At 58.2% G+C, this 16543-nt stretch carries 17 protein-coding genes; 9 read left to right on the top strand and 8 right to left on the bottom strand.

Translation table 11 applies throughout. The features are described 5' to 3' along the window. Positions 1-22 precede the first annotated feature (22 nt). Positions 23-511: a hypothetical protein gene (locus tag IPI80_RS06970; RefSeq protein ID WP_413858487.1), complete on the bottom strand. Its 489-nt coding sequence runs from the start codon at positions 509-511 to the stop codon at positions 23-25. Positions 512-785: 274 nt separating this feature from the next. After that, complete coding sequence (locus IPI80_RS06965; RefSeq protein ID WP_413858485.1) at positions 786-1484, bottom strand: hypothetical protein; 699 nt, start codon at positions 1482-1484, stop codon at positions 786-788. 187 nt (positions 1485-1671) lie between these two features. On the opposite strand from IPI80_RS06965, the gene IPI80_RS06960 reads away from it, so the two are divergent. The 7 genes from IPI80_RS06960 to ntrC all read left to right on the top strand — a co-directional run bounded on the left by IPI80_RS06960 (position 1672) and on the right by ntrC (position 9010). Then, on the top strand, positions 1672-2445 hold the full coding sequence (locus IPI80_RS06960) for a 16S rRNA pseudouridine(516) synthase (protein WP_413858731.1): 774 nt from the start codon (positions 1672-1674) through the stop codon (positions 2443-2445). Beyond that, a complete protein-coding gene (locus IPI80_RS06955; protein WP_413858483.1) occupies positions 2429-3295 on the top strand; it encodes an EI24 domain-containing protein in 867 nt (288 codons plus the stop codon). The genes IPI80_RS06960 and IPI80_RS06955 overlap by 17 nt, the downstream gene beginning before the upstream one ends. Next, complete coding sequence (locus tag IPI80_RS06950) at positions 3296-4096, top strand: competence/damage-inducible protein A (protein ID WP_413858729.1); 801 nt, start codon at positions 3296-3298, stop codon at positions 4094-4096. It abuts the gene before it with no gap. A 232-nt stretch (positions 4097-4328) separates the two neighbouring features. After that, entirely contained in the window at positions 4329-5744 is a 1416-nt protein-coding gene (gene glnA, locus IPI80_RS06945; RefSeq protein WP_413858481.1) for a type I glutamate--ammonia ligase, read from the top strand. Between the two features lie 192 nt (positions 5745-5936). Continuing rightward, a complete protein-coding gene (locus IPI80_RS06940) occupies positions 5937-6431 on the top strand; it encodes a hypothetical protein (RefSeq protein ID WP_413858479.1) in 495 nt (164 codons plus the stop codon). A gap of 8 nt (positions 6432-6439) precedes the next feature. After that, positions 6440-7498: a nitrogen regulation protein NR(II) gene (glnL, locus tag IPI80_RS06935; RefSeq protein WP_413858477.1), complete on the top strand. Its 1059-nt coding sequence runs from the start codon at positions 6440-6442 to the stop codon at positions 7496-7498. Between the two features lie 27 nt (positions 7499-7525). Then, complete coding sequence (gene ntrC / locus IPI80_RS06930; RefSeq protein ID WP_413858475.1) at positions 7526-9010, top strand: nitrogen regulation protein NR(I); 1485 nt, start codon at positions 7526-7528, stop codon at positions 9008-9010. A gap of 86 nt (positions 9011-9096) precedes the next feature. Here ntrC and xth read toward each other — a convergent pair whose 3' ends face one another. Then, positions 9097-9861: an exodeoxyribonuclease III gene (xth, locus tag IPI80_RS06925; RefSeq protein ID WP_413858473.1), complete on the bottom strand. Its 765-nt coding sequence runs from the start codon at positions 9859-9861 to the stop codon at positions 9097-9099. 207 nt (positions 9862-10068) lie between these two features. Between xth and IPI80_RS06920 the strand changes: the two genes are divergently transcribed. Beyond that, the gene (locus IPI80_RS06920; protein ID WP_413858471.1) at positions 10069-12555 is read left to right on the top strand and encodes a PAS domain S-box protein; all 2487 of its coding nucleotides are present in this window, start codon (positions 10069-10071) and stop codon (positions 12553-12555) included. Between the two features lie 93 nt (positions 12556-12648). On the opposite strand, the gene IPI80_RS06915 is transcribed toward IPI80_RS06920, so the two are convergent. The 5 genes from IPI80_RS06915 to IPI80_RS06895 form a co-directional block, all read right to left on the bottom strand. Then, positions 12649-13245: a DUF4337 domain-containing protein gene (locus IPI80_RS06915; protein ID WP_413858469.1), complete on the bottom strand. Its 597-nt coding sequence runs from the start codon at positions 13243-13245 to the stop codon at positions 12649-12651. A gap of 2 nt (positions 13246-13247) precedes the next feature. Continuing rightward, the gene (locus IPI80_RS06910; RefSeq protein ID WP_413858467.1) at positions 13248-13760 is read right to left on the bottom strand and encodes a dihydrofolate reductase; all 513 of its coding nucleotides are present in this window, start codon (positions 13758-13760) and stop codon (positions 13248-13250) included. A gap of 12 nt (positions 13761-13772) precedes the next feature. Then, a complete protein-coding gene (locus IPI80_RS06905; protein ID WP_413858465.1) occupies positions 13773-14696 on the bottom strand; it encodes a DMT family transporter in 924 nt (307 codons plus the stop codon). Then, positions 14660-15505: a thymidylate synthase gene (locus IPI80_RS06900; protein WP_413858463.1), complete on the bottom strand. Its 846-nt coding sequence runs from the start codon at positions 15503-15505 to the stop codon at positions 14660-14662. Before IPI80_RS06900 ends, IPI80_RS06905 begins: the two co-directional genes overlap by 37 nt. A gap of 95 nt (positions 15506-15600) precedes the next feature. Next, entirely contained in the window at positions 15601-15840 is a 240-nt protein-coding gene (locus IPI80_RS06895; protein WP_413858461.1) for a DUF2249 domain-containing protein, read from the bottom strand. A gap of 124 nt (positions 15841-15964) precedes the next feature. Between IPI80_RS06895 and IPI80_RS06890 the strand changes: the two genes are divergently transcribed. Continuing rightward, positions 15965-16540 (top strand): hypothetical protein, encoded by a 576-nt coding sequence (locus IPI80_RS06890; protein WP_413858459.1) that lies wholly within the window; start codon positions 15965-15967, stop codon positions 16538-16540. Positions 16541-16543: the final 3 nt, after the last annotated feature.

Below are 16543 nucleotides of genomic sequence, written 5' to 3'. Positions count from 1 at the left end.
GGGGCTGGGCTGACGGCTTCGCTTACAGCTTGCCGTACTGGGTTCCGCCAATCATGATGCCACTGTCCAGCGGTGCCAGATCGGATTGGTATTCAAAGTCGCCCACCTGTACCACCGGCGGGGCCAAGCCCATGCTGATGGCTTCCATAAAGGCTCTGGCTTCGTCTTCTGACACGGGTTGGTAAGCGTGACGTGCCAATGCGGGTTCGTGTGCAACGGTGGAATCTGAGGCCTGAGCACTGGCAAATGCCCGTTCTGGCGTGCTGCTACCGACCGGGTCAGCGGCCCGGGCCTGGCGTTCAAACTGGGTTTCTGATTCACTCACGCGCCAATAGGTGCCTTCGATCAGTATGCCAAAGCGCTTGTAGGTATTGGCGCGCATGAGCTTCTCGATGGCGGCAAAACTCTTGGTGCGGGCTTCTTTGCCAGTGACGAAAGATTTGGCGACGTCGATCATGGCGATGAAGCGGTGGTGACGTGCATCCACCGGCATAACTTTGAATTTGTACATGCTGCCAATCACTTCCATTGACAAAAATGTCTCTCGGATGGACTGATATAACATTTCTTGTCGGAATGCCTTGCGTTCTTCCAAGTCCATGCGCTTGCGTTGAGCGACCGGGGATTCGACCGGAATCTCGGGGTTTTTGGCTTGGATCGGAAGAGCGAGAGCATGTTGTGTGGGTGTTTTTTGATATTTTAGACGTAGCTTGACTTTGCGCCGGACGGCACAAACACCCTACCATATGCAATCCGCATGCCTACTTTGCTAAGGGTTTACCCACCTAGAGCTTTGCGGCGCGGCTGTCCAGAGGGGTCACGAAGGAATTCTGTTCCCAGCCGGAGGACTCCAGCATGCTTTCAGCGTAGCCCGAGGAGTTGGGCATGGACGCATCCAGCTGGGCTACGGACTGGTTCTTGGTGTTGCGCTTGCGGTCCACAATAGCGTACAAATGCTGGCTCACGTTCTTGAAGCGCGACTCCAGTTCACCGTTCGCGTTGCCTCTGGCCGCTTGCTCGCCCAGGAAAGCTGTGCGGATCTGGATCAGGTGGGGCAGGTTGGCCGGGTCCACCACCGTGTAGTGGATGCCGCATTGCGACAGCAGGTTGTGTTTGAGGGTTTGGTTGCTCAGGGACAATCCCTTGGGGCCTGGTACATCAATGCACCCAATCACTTCACCTTCCATATTGCACAGCGTAAAGGTGCAGTAAACCCCATTGAGTAAGTGGTACCAGTGCGCAGCATCGGCCTGCTGGGCGGGTGAGGTAAACCGGGTGATGGGCAATTTGATCAATATCTGATGGTCAAACATCACCTTGGTCAGCCACAGCCAGACTTGCTTTTCACGGTTGTTGACCAACGCACGTACCGTCAGCGGCCAATCTTTGGGAATGCGTTTGCGGTCCGGGGTTTTTGACCGGCGCAGCCAGTAAACGACGCCGCCACCCAGCGCCAATCCCAATACAAAAACAGCATAGATCATGTCACTCACCCTGAATATATGGAGCCATCTGCGTGGCTGTCATAGTTCGTGGCAGTCTACTGCCTTTCGACCGGGTTGCCCAGTGTTTTGCTGCGATGCAGCATCAACATGCCGGCATGGTGGGCTTCGTGGCAAGATTCGGGCGGCACGAGAATCCCCCACAATGAAGACCAACGAGAAACACCGCATGCAGCTACAGGAAATACTTTACTCACAAGGATTTGGCACCCGGCGTGTTTGCGCCGGGCTGGTTCAGCAGGGTTTGGTTCAAGTTTATATGGAAAATGAGTCTCCAGCCCTCGTGGAATGTACGCAAGCCGCTACGGAATTTGTAGCGGATGGGTTGCGCTTCAGGGTCCAGGGGGTGGACTGGCCGTACCATGAAAAAGCCTACCTGATGCTGCACAAGCCCGCTGGCACCGAATGTTCACAAAAGCCATCCACCTACCCCAGCATCTACTCGCTGCTGCCGTCGCCGCTGCGATTGCGGCCACAAAAGGCTGCGGTGCAGGGCGTGCAGGCGGTAGGAAGGCTTGACCAGGACACGACAGGTCTGCTGTTACTGACGGATGACGGCAAGTTCATCCACCGCATGAGTTCACCGCGCCACCATGTTCCCAAGGTCTATGAGGTAACGGTCAAGCACACGCTGGACGCGCGCCAGGTCCAGAAGCTGCTGGATGGGGTGGTGCTGGATGACGACCCCAAACCCGTGCGTGCCGCAGCTTGCGCGGCTGTGGGCCCGCTCCATCTGCGCCTGACCCTTACCGAGGGCAAGTACCACCAGGTCAAACGCATGGTGGCAGCGGTTGGTAACCGCGTGGAGGGCTTGCACCGCTCGCAGATTGGGGGTCTGCGTTTGCCTGTGGACCTGACGCCAGGCCAGTGGCGCTGGTTAAGCGAGGCGGATTTGCAGGCTATTCAAAGCCCGGTATCCTTGTCACATGAGCATGCTATTTGATTCGTTCTGGCGCGCGGCTGCGTACTGCTTGAGGCCGCGGGTGATTCTGTTGTCGGTGTTGCCGCTGGTTCTGGTGGTCGCCCTGACCGTAGGCCTAGGTTATTTCTACTGGGATGTAGCGATGGACCAGGTGCGTCTGTTGCTGGAATCCAGCGAGTTCGTCAACAACGGCTGGGCCTGGCTGGACAGCATTGGGTTGGGACGCATCAAGACGGTGCTGGCCCCAATGGTCGTCATCTTCGTTGTGACGCCCCTGATCGTTATGGTGTCGTTGCTGGTGGTAGCGCTGTTGATGACGCCGATGCTGGTGCGTCTGGTGGCGCTGCGGCGTTTTCCGGCACTGGAAGAGCGCAACGGTGCGTCGTTTCTCTACAGTGTGGCCTGGTCTTTGGGCTCCACGGTGCTGGCACTGCTGGCCACGGTGGCCTCTCTTCCGCTGTGGTTTGTGCCGCCCCTGGTGCTGATTTTGCCGCCGCTGATTTGGGGCTGGCTCACCTACCGGGTCATGTCCTTCGACGCGTTGGCTAACCACGCCAGCGCCGAAGAGCGCCGCACGGTTTTGAAGCGTCATCGCATGCAACTGCTGGGCATGGGCGTGTTGACCGGTTACCTGGGGGCCGCGCCCAGCCTGGTGTGGGCGTTTGGCGCCCTGTTTGCGGTCACTTTCTTTGTCTTCCTGGTGCCGCTGGCAATCTGGATTTACACCCTGGTGTTTGCTTTTTCGTCCCTGTGGTTCACCCATTACTGTTTGGCGGCCTTGCAGGCTCTGCGCCAGGAACGCGCGGCCGAGGCCGTGATCGTGGCGGAAATCCCGGTCGCCGAACCACCGCTTTTGATTTCCGTGGAATAGATCAACATGAACTTTGGCCTCATCATCATTGGCGATGAAATCCTGTCTGGCAAGCGTCAGGACAAGCACCTTGCAAAAACCATTGAGTTGCTGTCTGCACGGGGGCTGCCACTGGCCTATGCCGACTACGTGGGTGACGATCCGCAGCGCATCACCGCGACGCTGGCGCGCGCCTTTGCCTCGGGTGACGTGGTGTTTTCTTGTGGAGGAATTGGTGCCACCCCGGATGACCACACACGCCAGTGCGCCGCGCGGGCCCTGGGGCGTGAATTGGCCCTGCACCCCCAGGCTGAGACGCTGATCCGTGAACGCATGCAGGACTTTGCCCGGGAGAAGGGCGTTGCCTACGAGCCCAACCGCAGTGACAACCTGCACCGGCTCAACATGGGTACGTTTCCTGTCGGTGCGCAGATCATCCCTAACCCGTTCAACAAGATTCCCGGCTTTTACTGCGGGAGCGTTTATTTTGTTCCGGGTTTCCCGGTCATGGCCCATCCCATGATGGAGTGGGTGCTGGACACGCACTACCACCACCTGTTTGTGCAGGATGCTTGGGTCGAGCAGTCGGTCATCGTGTTTGGGGCCATGGAGGCCAGCCTGACCCCGCTCATGGAGGACATTGAGCGTGACCATGCGGTCAAGGTGTTCAGCCTGCCCAGCGTGGACCACGCACAGTACGGGCACCATATCGAGCTTGGTGTAAAAGGCGCACCCGCTGCTGTAGCCCCCGCTTATGCTGCCCTGCTGCAGGGTTTGGGGCAGGCGCATGCCAAGTTAGGCCCTGAGATGGTGCGCAAATAGAATTGCACTTAATTGGTGCACGCAAAAGAGCCTTGATTTGGTGCATCAACCGAAATGGCAGGCGTTCGCCCCCCGCTTCACACGCGGACTTTGACGCAACACAACGGAAAACTGACGTGTCTCAAGGCAAAATAGCCTGATTTACCAAAAATGGTGCTTGCCCGGGTTTTGGCACAAAAACTGCAATGGAGGCAAGGCGAGAATTTTCACAACCGTGTAACAGGAGTATTTGATGGCCAAGACCGTCGCAGACGTGATGAAGATGGTGAAAGAGAACGAAGTCAAGTTTGTCGACTTCCGCTTCACCGATACCCGCGGCAAGCAGCAGCACACCACCGTGCCTGTTTCGCACTTTGATGAAGACAAGTTTGCGTCGGGCCATGCGTTTGACGGTTCGTCCATTGCTGGCTGGAAAGGCATTGAAGCGTCGGACATGTTGCTCATGCCCGATCCCAACACTGCCAACATCGACCCTTTCTTTGAAGAAACCACCATCATCATGAATTGTGATGTGGTTGAGCCTGCCGACGGCAAGGCCTACGACCGCGATCCGCGCTCCATCGCCAAGCGCGCTGAAGCCTACCTCAAGGCCTCCGGCATTGGCGACACGGCCTTCTTCGGCCCAGAGCCAGAGTTCTTCATTTTTGATGGCGTACGTTGGAGCACCGAACCCAACAACACCTTCTACGAAATCGACGAGTACGAAGCCCCCTGGAACAGCGGCTCCAAGCTCGAAGGCGGCAACCGCGGCCACCGTCCCACCACCAAGGGCGGCTACTTCCCCGTGCCCCCGGTCGACAGCACGCAAGACATGCGCGCCGAGATGTCCCTGATTCTCGAATCCCTGGGCATCCCGGTTGAAGTGTTCCACCACGAAGTGGCGGGCGCGGGCCAAAACGAAATTGGCACCCGCTTCTCGACTTTGGTCGAGCGCGCCGACTGGACCATGCTGCAAAAGTATGTGATCCACAACGTGGCCAATGCCTACGGCAAAACCGCTACTTTCATGCCCAAGCCCTACCACGGCGACAACGGCTCTGGCATGCACGTGCACCAGTCGGTGTGGAAAGACGGCAAGAACCTGTTTGCTGGCGACGGCTATGCCGGTTTGAGCGACTTCGCGTTGTATTACATCGGCGGCATCATCAAGCATGCCCGTGCGCTGAACGCCATCACCAACCCCGGCACCAACAGCTACAAGCGCCTGGTTCCGCACTTCGAAGCACCGGTCAAGTTGGCTTACTCGGCCAAGAACCGTTCTGCTTCGATCCGCATCCCGTTTGTGGCCAACCCCAAGGGCCGTCGCGTGGAAGCCCGCTTTCCCGATCCATTGATGAACCCTTACCTGGGCTTTGCCGCTCTGCTGATGGCCGGTCTGGACGGCGTGGAAAACAAGATCCACCCCGGCGAAGCGGCTACCAAAGACTTGTACCATTTGCCTCCCGAAGAGGACAAGCTGGTACCCACCGTGTGCCACAGCCTGGACCAGGCGCTGGAATGCCTGGACAAAGACCGTGCGTTCCTGACCAAGGGCGGCGTGTTCTCCGACAGCATGATCGATGCCTACATCGAGCTCAAGATGAGCGAAGTGACCCGCTTTCGCATGGCGGTGCACCCGGTTGAATACGATATGTACTACTCCCTGTAATGGGATTTGGCTGCCCATTCGGGGGCAGTCATTGTGGATTGATCGAAAAGGACGGCACTCGCCGTCCTTTTTTTTTGCAACCAATGGTTAGCAAAGTGATCACATAGCGACATCGGTGAGGCGAAATTTTGTTTTTGCCTCTTTTTGAAGCATACTGGCTGGCCAACCTTGAACGGGCTGTGTGGACACTACATGAAAATTGTTTTTTTGATTCCCTTGTTGGCCAGTTTGGTGGGCACCACCAGTTGGGCCCAGGCCAAGATTTACCGCTGCGGCAATGAATACACCAACACGGTCACGGAGGCCCAGGCTAAGTCCTGCAAGCTGATCTCTGGCGGCAATGTGACCGTGGTTCAGTCCAACAAGCCCGCCGCCAGCCGTGCAGCGAGTGGCGCCCAGCCCGGCACACGTACAGATTCTGCCGACCAGCGCGCCAAAGACTCCGATTCGCGCATGATTCTGGAATCCGAGCTCAAAAAAGCTGAGACACGCCAGGTTGAACTGGTCAAGGAATACAACAATGGCGAGCCCGAGAGGCTCGCCTCTGAAGCCCGCAACCAACAGAAGTACCTGGAGCGGGTCGCCGAACTCAAGGCCAACATTGCCCGCAATGAAAGCGACATCGATGGCATCCGGCGCGAGTTGGGCCGCCTGTCGTCCGCTTCGGCCAGTTCTTCTCCTAAATAGACGGTTTGGTGGAAGCACCGTCCCGTTTACAAGCATTTGATCTTCTGGCCACGCTGGTGGCCGTGGTGGGGCCGGATGCATCCGTCACCTTCGCCAACTCCGCTTTGGAAGATGCCATGGGCATTTCCCGGCGCAACATTGTTGGGTCGAATCTGGCGGAGGCCTTTACCGAACCTGCTCTGTTTCGCAATGCCCTGAACGGTGCACGCGAGAACGCCTTTGATGTACTGCGCTACGACGCTTTTTTAAAACGCATCAGCGCCGAGCCCTTGCCAGTGCATGTCATCATCACCTGGACCGAACCGGTGACCGAGATCATCGTCGAGATGGTGCCACTGGAGCAGCAGACACGCCAGGAGCGTGAAGAGCGCCTGGCCGAGCAGGCCCAGACCAACAAGGAACTCATCCGCAATCTGGCGCACGAAATCAAGAACCCGCTGGGAGGTATTCGTGGTGCGGCGCAGTTGCTGGAAATGGAGATGGAGTCGCCCGATCTGACCGAATACACCCAGGTCATCATCCGCGAGGCCGATCGCCTGCAGAGCCTGGTGGACCGCCTGCTCGCTCCACACCGCCGCCCACACATGGTGAGTGACGTCAATATCCACGAGGTCTGCGAGCGGGTGCGTTCGTTGATTCTGGCCGAGTTTCCCAAGGGCCTGCGCGTGGTGCGTGACTACGATGTCTCTATTCCCGAATTTCGGGGTGATCATGAACAGCTCATCCAAACCCTGCTGAACATCGCGCACAACGCTTGCCAGGCCCTGGTGGATCGCATCGCTGCGGGTGACGCCGTGCTCACGTTTCGCACCCGCGTGCTGCGCCAGATCACCTTTGGCAAACAACGCTACCGGTTGGCATTGGAATTGCATGTCATTGACAACGGACCGGGCGTACCCGATTCGATCAAGGACCGCATTTTCTACCCACTGGTATCGGGCAGGGAAGGTGGTTCTGGCCTGGGGCTGACATTGGCGCAAACCTTTGTTCAACAGCACCATGGCCTGATCGAGGTCGACAGCGTACCAGGCCGTACGGATTTCAAAATCTTGATTCCGTTACCGTAACTGCCAAGAACCAGGGAACGCACCACTATGAAGCCGATTTGGATAGTAGATGACGACCAGTCCATCCGCTTCGTACTGGAGAAGGCCTTGCTGCGCGAACACCTGCCCACCCGCAGCTTCTCCAGCTCCCGCGAGGTGCTGGCCGCGCTCAGTACAGCGGCCGAAGACGAAGGCCCACAAATCCTGGTGAGCGACATTCGGATGCCCGGCGGCTCGGGGTTGGAGCTGCTTGACAAGGTCAAGACCAAATATCCGGGGCTGCCGGTCATCATCATGACCGCTTTCTCGGACCTGGACAGCGCGGTCAGCGCCTTTCAGGGCGGCGCGTTTGAGTACCTGCCCAAGCCTTTTGATTTGCCCAAGGCAGTGGAGCTGATTCGCCGCGCCGTGGAAGAAAGCCAGCGCGAGGAAGTGAGCGAAGAAAGCATGACGGAGTCGCCCGAAATGCTGGGCCAGGCACCGGCTATGCAGGATGTGTTCCGCGCCATTGGGCGCCTGTCACCCAGCAACGTCACGGTCATGATCACCGGTGAATCCGGCTCTGGCAAAGAACTGGTGGCCCGCGCCCTGCACAAGCATTCACCGCGCGCCAAAGGCCCGTTTGTAGCCATCAACACCGCGGCCATCCCCAAGGATTTGCTGGAAAGCGAACTCTTTGGCCACGAACGCGGCGCGTTCACCGGGGCGCAAACCATGCGCCGAGGACGCTTTGAGCAGGCCGATGGCGGCACGCTGTTTCTGGATGAAATTGGCGACATGCCGTTTGAGCTACAAACCCGTTTGCTGCGCGTGTTGAGCGATGGGCATTTCTACCGTGTTGGCGGTCATACCGCCGTCAAGGCCAACGTCCGGGTGATTGCAGCCACGCACCAGGATTTGGAGTTGCGGGTCAAGGAAGGGGGCTTCCGCGAAGACCTGTTCCACCGCCTGAACGTCATCCGCCTGCGCCTGCCGGCGCTGCGTGAGCGCAAGGAAGACGTGCCCATGTTGACACGCCATTTTTTGCAGCAAAGCGCCCAGCAGCTTGGGGTAGAACCCAAGCGAATTTCTGACGCCGCCCTGGCCTGGCTGGAAGGCTTTGGCTTCCCAGGTAACGTGCGTCAGCTGGAAAACATGTGCCACTGGCTCACGGTGATGGCACCAGCCCAGGTGATTGAGCCCAAAGACTTGCCACCCGAAGTCGGGGTGCATTTGGCGGCGGGGGATGGCGACGTGGACTCTGCGGTTGCCCACGTGGTTCCCGTGTCGGTAGCGGCCCCGGTGGCAAGCTCACTCAACGCGGCACTCGCGCAACCCACGGTTGGCTGGGAGTCCGAGCTGCAGGCCGAAGCCGCTGCGCTGTTGTGCGCAGGAAGAACGGATGTATGGGATGCACTGACGCAACGGGTTGAGTCGCGTCTGATTCTGGCTGCATTGGCCCACACCAAGGGCCGGCGCATTGAGGCGGCGCAGAAACTGGGGATCGGGCGCAACACCATCACGCGCAAAATCCAGGAGCTGGGTTTGGAGTAAGTGTGGCCCCCACACTCCACCGCTGCGCGGGTCGTTGCCCCCGAGGGGACTGATTCGCCTTGGGGCGGCCCAGCGGCGAATCGCGCTCAATTCAGTGTCAGCACCACCGGCGTATGGTCACTGGGGCGCTCGTTACTTCGCGGCGTCTTGTCGATGGTGCAGGCGGTGGCCTTGTCTTTGAGCGCGTTGCTAATCAAGATATGGTCAATGCGCATGCCACGGTTGCGGCGGAAACCAAAGTCGCGGTAATCCCACCAGCTATAACTCTTTGCGGGTTGGTCGAACAGGCGGTAGCTGTCGTGCAGGCCCAGCGCAATGAGGGCGCGCAGGTGGTAACGCTCGTCTTCGGTGCAGTGAATCTGTTCGCGCATGCCCTCGGGGTCCCACACGTCCAGATCGTCAAAGGTGATGTTGTAGTCGCCCATCAGCACCAGTTGTGGGTGCCTCTCCAGCTCGGCCTTGACCCAATGGCGCAGGCCCTTGAGCCACTCCATCTTGTATTCAAACTTGTCAGTGCCTGGCGCCTGGCCGTTGGGGAAATAAGCACCAATAACGCGCACACCCTCCACGGTGCCAGTAATCACGCGCGCCATGTCATCGTCAAAGCCGGGTATGTTCTTCACGACCTCGGTAGCGGGTGTGCGCGTGAGCAGGGCCACGCCGTTGTAGGTCTTCTGGCCAAACCACTGGGAAGAGTAGCCAGCGGCCTGGAAGGCGTCCGCCGGAAACTTGTCGTCCGTCATTTTGAGTTCCTGCAGGGCCAATACGTCCACCGGGTTGGCGGCGAGCCAGTCGAGCACTTGCGGCAGGCGCACGGACAGAGAGTTGATGTTCCAGGTGGCGAGTTTCATAAAACGAAATAACTGTTAAAAATCAAGTAGTTACGAAAATGCATTTTATCTGGCTACGCATGCGGCCAACCAAATTGCGAATGTCTGCCGGTAACGGAGGCGGCGCCGGCCGCATAACCGTGTGGATTGGAATTTGCAACTTCTCCCAGAAAAACTAAACTGAATCTTCAAAAGCTTGAAAAACTTGAAAAACCAAATGGGGGCACCATGGTTAAAAGTTCATTTTCAAACATTTTGAGGGTTGGAGCGGCACTGGATGCCGCAAGGACCCTGGAGCACTCGTTGGAACACTTCCTGGCCATTGTGCAGAGCTCGGATGATGCGATCATCAGCAAAAATATGGATGGTCTGGTCGTCAGTTGGAATTCGGGTGCGCAGTCCATCTTTGGCTACACCGAAGGGGAAATGTTGGGCAAGTCCATGCTGGTGCTGTTTCCACCGGAGCGCCGTGAAGAGGAAGTCCACATCCTGAAACGGGTACTCAGTGGGGCCCGAGTGGACCACTTCGAAACCGAACGTTTGCACAAGAATGGCAACCGCATCTATGTGTCGGTCACCATATCTCCTATTCGTGACCGCGATGGGGTGGTCGTTGGTGCTTCCAATATCACGCGCGATATCACACAGAAGGTCAAATTGGAGGCCGCCGCCCGCCTGTCCAATGCCATTCTGAGTTCCACGGACGATGCCGTGGTGAGCAAGTCTGTGAATGGTATTGTGACCAGCTGGAACCCGGCTGCCACCAAAATATTCGGCTACACCGCAGAAGAAATGATAGGGCGCAGCATTGAATTGCTGCTGCCGAGCGACCGCAAGGACGAGGAAAAATTTATTCTTGAAAGAATCTTGAACGGTGAAGTCATTGACCACTTCGACACGGTGCGCGTGTGCAAGAGCGGTAGGCGCGTCAACGTGTCAGTCACCGTTTCTCCCATCCGCGACGGTTGGGGAAAAATCATTGGCGCCTCAAAGATCGCCCGCGACATTACCGCACAGAAGTTGGCTGAAGCGCAGTTGCGTCTGACATCCAGGGTGTTCACCGATACCAATGAGGGCATCCTAATCACCAATGCAGAAGGCCTGATTGTGGATGTCAACGCAGCCTTTACCCATATTACCGGCTACACCCATGACGAGGTTTTGGGAAAAGACCCGCTGACTTTTCGATCCGGTCGCCAGAGCTACTCTGTGTTCAGGGCGATGCGGTGTGCGTTGATGCGCGACGGCGAGTGGAAGGGAGAGATATGGAGCAGGCGCAAAGACGGTGAAGCCTTTTCGGTGTTGTTGAGCGTTAGCCGCGTGTGCGAGGCCAAGGGCGCCATCACCAATTATGTGGCGCTGTTCTCCGACATTACACCCCTCAAACGGCATCAGGAAATGCTGGAACACGGCGCACACTTTGACGCGCTGACCAACTTGCCCAACCGGTTGCTGCTGTCGGACCGCCTTCAACAGGCCATGGCGAATTGCCAACGTCAAAGCCAAATTCTGGCCGTGTTGTATATGGACATTGACAGTTTCAAGTCCATCAACGATGCATTTGGTCACAGCGTTGGAGATGAACTGCTGGTAGCCATCTCCCAGCAGATGCGCGACGGGCTGCGTGAGGGCGACACCTTGGCTCGCATGGGCGGCGATGAATTTGTGGTGGTGCTGACGGGCCTACGTGGCGTTGAAGACTGCGTGCAATTGGTTAACCGGGTTTTGGCCGCATGCGCTTGCCCCGTGCTAGTCGGTGGCATGGAACTGTCGGTCACCACCAGCATCGGCGTAACCTTGTACCCGAATGACAACGTAGACGCTGACCAGTTGATGCGCAACGCCGATTTCGCCATGTACGAGGCCAAGCGCGGCGGCAAAAACCGATTTCATTTGTTCGATGCGAACCAGGACGCCGAAGTCAAGACCCGCTCTAACCAGCAATCCCGTATCGAGCAAGCTTTGCGGCAGCAGGAGTTGGTGCTGTACTACCAGCCCAAGGTCAACATGCGCAGTGGTGCCGTGGTGGGGGCGGAGGCGTTGATACGCTGGAACCACCCGGAGCGGGGCTTGCTGGCACCCGCCAGCTTCTTGCCGGCTATTGAAAAGCATCCGCTGAGCGAGCGAGTGGGCGACTGGGTGATGGCGACGGCCTTCATGCAACTCGACGCCTGGGCGCAGGCTGGGCTTAAGCTACCGGTCAGCATCAACGCGAGCGCGCGCCAGTTTCTGGACGAACAGTTCACCGCCAAGTTGGCTGCACTGTTGGCCAGTCACCCACGGATTGACCCTGACATGGTGGAATTGGAAATACTGGAAACCAGTGCGCTGGAAGATATGGGCGCCGTGCAAAAAATCATGGCGGACTGCCACAGTCTGGGGGTGAAATTCTCCCTGGACGACTTTGGCACCGGTTATTCATCGCTCACCTATCTGCGTCGCTTACCGGTGGATATTCTGAAGATCGATCAGAGTTTTATCCGCGACATGTTGGAAGACACTGGCAATTTGTCGATTGTCAAAGGGGTTATCGGACTGGCTGCTGCCTTCAACCGCACAGTCATTGCGGAGGGCGTTGAAACCGATGCCCATGGCGTGCAGTTGATGGCGCTGGGCTGTGAACTGGCCCAGGGCTATGCCATCGCCCGGCCCATGCCGGCTGAACAGTTACCTGACTGGGTGGCGACCTGGGATCTGCCTGCTGCTTGGCATTGACAGCTAATGGTTGTGGGCAGCATCGGCACTGCTCCTGTAGATGTTGACGCATGTTTCAGGCGCTAGCCCTCTTGGAATATACGTATGCTGCTATTACATGTGTAGCATGGCCATGGCGCCAACGGCAACACCCAGACCACCTGCGGCAAACATGCCGTACTCCAGCCACTTCTTTTTGCTCAACAGGGCAATGGCCGCCAGCGCGATGGAGACTTGCAACACCGTGGTGGCTTGTGCCCAGCGGTGGTGCAGGTGCATTTGTGCATCGCTTTGATGGTCCCACTCGGTGGCATCGGCCTCAAGTTTGTCGGCTACGGTTTTGATCTCGGCTTTTTCCTTGTCGTAGCGGTCCAACTTGGTCTGGTACTTGATCTTGTCGTCGTCCTTGGTGGCCAGGTCGCGCGACATTTCCGCCAGCGACTGTTTGGTGCTCTTGGATTGGTAGTAATTCCACTGGTTGGCGGCTTCCGTCTTCTTGATGGCCGCGTTGTTTTTGTACAGGCCGGCATTGGCCTGGGTGGCGCCGCCCATGTAGCCAAATATGGCGCCCATGGTGGCGATGATGGCGGTGAACATGGCGATCTGGTTGATCATGCCGCCGTTTTCGTGGCCACTACCGTGACCGCCTTGCTGGGCGTGTTCGATTTCGTGGTCGTGCGGGCCGTGAACGTGGAATCCGTGTCCTGACATGGTTAGTCTCTTTCAGGGGTTGGTAGTGGGTTGGGGTTGCGATAGGTCACAAAGCTGAAGCCCAGCCCGTTGGCTGCGGTGTGGGTTTCGCGAGTGGTTTCAATCCACTGCGGGCCAAATTGTGGGGCAAAAGCATCGCCATCAAAGTCGGCGTCAATCTCGGTTACCACGGCGGTATGGGCGTAGGGCAGCGCCTGCGCATAGAGCTCGGCACCGCCAATGACCCAGACGTGCTCGAATTGCTCACAAAACAGGAGCGCATTGCGTAAGCTGGACGAGGGCTGAGCCCCAATTTCGTTCCAACCTATTTGGCGGGTGACGACCAAATTGACACGCCCCGGCAGGGGCCGAAAACGCGCTGGGAGCGAGTCCCAAGTCTTGCGCCCCATGATGACCGGGCAGCCCATGGTCACGCGCTTGAAGTGCGCCATGTCTTCGGGCAAATGCCAGGGCAGGGCGTTGTTTTTGCCGATGACGCCATTGCGGGCCTTGGCGAATATGAGGTGCAGTTGCATGCAAAAAATCAATCAGGTGGGTGTTGGCTTGCTGCGGCGGCTGGGTATCAGGACTGCGGCAATGGCGGCCATCACGCAGACCATGGCCACGTAATCTTCCCAGTGCGGCCTCTCACCCACAATCAGCGTGGCCGACAGGATGCCGATCAGCGGGACTGCCATGATACTCATGGCGCTAGTGGCCGGCGGCAAATTGCGCGCCATGCCAAACCAGATGATCTGGGCAACCCCGTAGTTGATGACGACGCCAAACAGCAGGCTGCCCCACATGGCGCCGCTGAAATGCCAGCTCGGCCAGGGCTCCAGCGCGATAGCCATGATCCACAGGCACACGCTGGACAGAATCAGCATCCACACCGTGAGCGTTTCTACCGGCAGGGTTATGCGGGCGCGTCGCATCATCACCGTGCCAATAGCCCATAGCAATGCGGCCGTTTCCATCCAGAGGATTCCGGCGGGGCGGCCTGTTAGCGTATCGAGTTCGTGCGACAGCAGCAGCGCAATGGCGGTGCCCACCGCGACCACGGCCACCGTGGTGCGGGTTGTCAGCTTGTCACCCAGAAACAGGGTGCCAATCAGTACGGTCCAGATCGGCATGGTGAAGCCCAATATGGCAGCACGCCCCGAGGCCAATTCCATAACGCCGAAGATGGATATGGTGTGCCAACCCAGTATATTGGGCAGCCCCAGTTTGATCACCGTGCCCCATTCCTGCCCCTCTGGCAACATGCGAAAGCCGCGCAGGCGGTAGAAGATGAACAGACACATGGCGCCGCTGCTCATGGTGACTGCACGGAAGTACAGCGGCGTCATCTCGCGCAGCGAGAATTTCATCATGGGCCAGTTCAGGCCCCACATCAGGGTGATGGCCACCAGGGCCAGCAGTTGTTTGCGGCTAATCACACGGCCACCGGGGCCTTGATGGCGTCGTGGCATTGGTAGCCCAGTACCTCAAAATCCTCAAACTGGTAGTCGAAGATGCTGTCGGGCCGGCGCTTGAAGTGCAGCGTGGGGTAGGCAAACGGTGCGCGGCTCAGTTGCAGCTCAACCTGGTCCTGGTGGTTGCTGTAAATGTGGCAGTCGCCACCGGTCCAGATGAAGTCGCCTACGTCCAGATCGCATTGCTGCGCCACCATGTGCGTCAATAACGCATAGCTGGCAATGTTGAAAGGCACGCCCAAAAAAATGTCGGCACTGCGCTGGTACAGCTGGCAGCTCAAGCGGCCCTTGCCGCCGGGTGTCTCGCTAGGGGCCACATAGAACTGGAAGAACGCATGGCAGGGCATCAGGGCCATTTTGTTGAGTTCAGCCACATTCCAGGCGCTGACAATGATCCGGCGGCTGTCGGGGTTGGTCTTGAGCGTTTGGATCACCTCGGCGATTTGGTCGATGTGGCCGCCGTCCGGCGTGGGCCAGCTGCGCCACTGCACGCCGTAAACCGGGCCAAGGTCGCCGTCCTCGCGCGCCCATTCGTCCCAGATCGAGACATTGCGCTCCTTGAGCCAGTTGTTATTGCTGGAGCCGGTCAGAAACCACAGCAGCTCCTGGATGATGCTGCGCAGGTGCACCTTCTTGGTGGTGACCAGCGGAAAGCCCTCGTTCAAATCAAAGCGCATCTGGTAACCAAACACGCTGCGCGTGCCGGTGCCGGTGCGGTCCCCCTTGTGCACGCCCGTGGTGTAGACGTGGCGCATGAAGTCTTCGTACTGGCTGCGAATGGGGCGCTGGGTCGTGGAATGGGGCATAGTGGGCAAGGGCTGCGGGTTAGCGGCAAATTTTAGTGGTTCTGTCCGGGTGCTGTGGTAACCATGCGCTATGCCAAACGTCGCTTGCATCTGACTCATTTGCGCCAGATCAGGATCTCGAAGGTGTAGTCGGGTGTGATGTCGGTCTGGTACGCATAGCCCTTGTTGTTCAGGGCGCGGTACAGCGGATGCGGCTCGCGGTTGATAATCAGCAGTAGTGTGTGTTTGGGGTCCATGGTATCGAGCGCGTCCAAGGTGGCAACAAAGGGCTCGGGGGGTTCCATGTCGCGCGCGTCAATTACCAGGTCTGGCACGGGGCGGTCTTTGCGTTCCATATCAATGTGTTCTGTTCAATGTGCTCTGTTGGGTAGAGGTTGCTTGATTATGATGGACGGTGCAACGTCCAGCTGGAGCAACCGCGTTACAGTAGCCTCCTGTTCCATCGCATAAAGTGTTTTCATGAAAAAAATTCTCACTCTGGCACTGGTGCTGGTGGCCGGAGTCGCCCAGGCGCAGTCATCGTTTGTCAAGAAAGAACTGGTCAATCGCATTCTGGTGCTGCAACAGGCGGCCATTGAGCAGACCGCACAGACCCTGGTCGCACGGCCGGCGATGCAGTTGCAGCAGCAGGCAGCCATGGCACTGCAAACCCGCGTGCCGCCCGAAAAACGCGAGGCCGCCGCCAAGCTGGTTCAGCAAGACCTGAAGCAGTATGTGGAAGAGGTAGGCCCCCAGGTGCGCCAACAGGCCGTGAAACTGGGGCCATCGACGATCGGCGCACTGCTCGAAGAAAAGTTCACCGAGGACGAACTCAAGCAGTTGATCACCATCATCGAGTCGCCCGTCAATCGCAAGTTCATGCAAATGGGGGGCGATTTTGAGCGGGCGCTGGGCGAGAAGCTGGTAGCACAAACGCAGAGTTTGGTAGCAGCCAGGGTCAAGGTGCTGGAACAGGCGGTGGTGAAACACCTGGGCCTGCCGCCACCGGCTGACTCAAAGGCGGCCGCCCCAGCGGGTAAAACGCCTAAGAAGTAGGCG

This window comes from Candidatus Aalborgicola defluviihabitans (assembly GCF_016705985.1).
In the GTDB taxonomy this organism is placed as follows: domain Bacteria; phylum Pseudomonadota; class Gammaproteobacteria; order Burkholderiales; family Burkholderiaceae_C; genus Allorhodoferax; species Allorhodoferax defluviihabitans.
This window is presented reverse-complemented; position numbering and strand designations above follow the sequence as displayed.

Coding starts and splice junctions, on each gene's coding strand:
- IPI80_RS06905 (WP_413858465.1), bottom strand. CDS start 14,696: ATGCCACGACGCCATCAAGGCCCCGGTGGCCGTGTGATTAGCCGCAAA.
- IPI80_RS06960 (WP_413858731.1), top strand. CDS start 1,672: ATGCAGCTACAGGAAATACTTTACTCACAAGGATTTGGCACCCGGCGT.
- IPI80_RS06890 (WP_413858459.1), top strand. CDS start 15,965: ATGAAAAAAATTCTCACTCTGGCACTGGTGCTGGTGGCCGGAGTCGCC.
- xth (WP_413858473.1), bottom strand. CDS start 9,861: ATGAAACTCGCCACCTGGAACATCAACTCTCTGTCCGTGCGCCTGCCG.
- IPI80_RS06910 (WP_413858467.1), bottom strand. CDS start 13,760: ATGCAACTGCACCTCATATTCGCCAAGGCCCGCAATGGCGTCATCGGC.
- IPI80_RS06955 (WP_413858483.1), top strand. CDS start 2,429: ATGAGCATGCTATTTGATTCGTTCTGGCGCGCGGCTGCGTACTGCTTG.
- glnA (WP_413858481.1), top strand. CDS start 4,329: ATGGCCAAGACCGTCGCAGACGTGATGAAGATGGTGAAAGAGAACGAA.
- ntrC (WP_413858475.1), top strand. CDS start 7,526: ATGAAGCCGATTTGGATAGTAGATGACGACCAGTCCATCCGCTTCGTA.
- IPI80_RS06970 (WP_413858487.1), bottom strand. CDS start 511: ATGTACAAATTCAAAGTTATGCCGGTGGATGCACGTCACCACCGCTTC.
- IPI80_RS06895 (WP_413858461.1), bottom strand. CDS start 15,840: ATGGAACGCAAAGACCGCCCCGTGCCAGACCTGGTAATTGACGCGCGC.
- IPI80_RS06920 (WP_413858471.1), top strand. CDS start 10,069: ATGGTTAAAAGTTCATTTTCAAACATTTTGAGGGTTGGAGCGGCACTG.
- IPI80_RS06965 (WP_413858485.1), bottom strand. CDS start 1,484: ATGATCTATGCTGTTTTTGTATTGGGATTGGCGCTGGGTGGCGGCGTC.
- IPI80_RS06915 (WP_413858469.1), bottom strand. CDS start 13,245: ATGTCAGGACACGGATTCCACGTTCACGGCCCGCACGACCACGAAATC.
- IPI80_RS06900 (WP_413858463.1), bottom strand. CDS start 15,505: ATGCCCCATTCCACGACCCAGCGCCCCATTCGCAGCCAGTACGAAGAC.
- IPI80_RS06940 (WP_413858479.1), top strand. CDS start 5,937: ATGAAAATTGTTTTTTTGATTCCCTTGTTGGCCAGTTTGGTGGGCACC.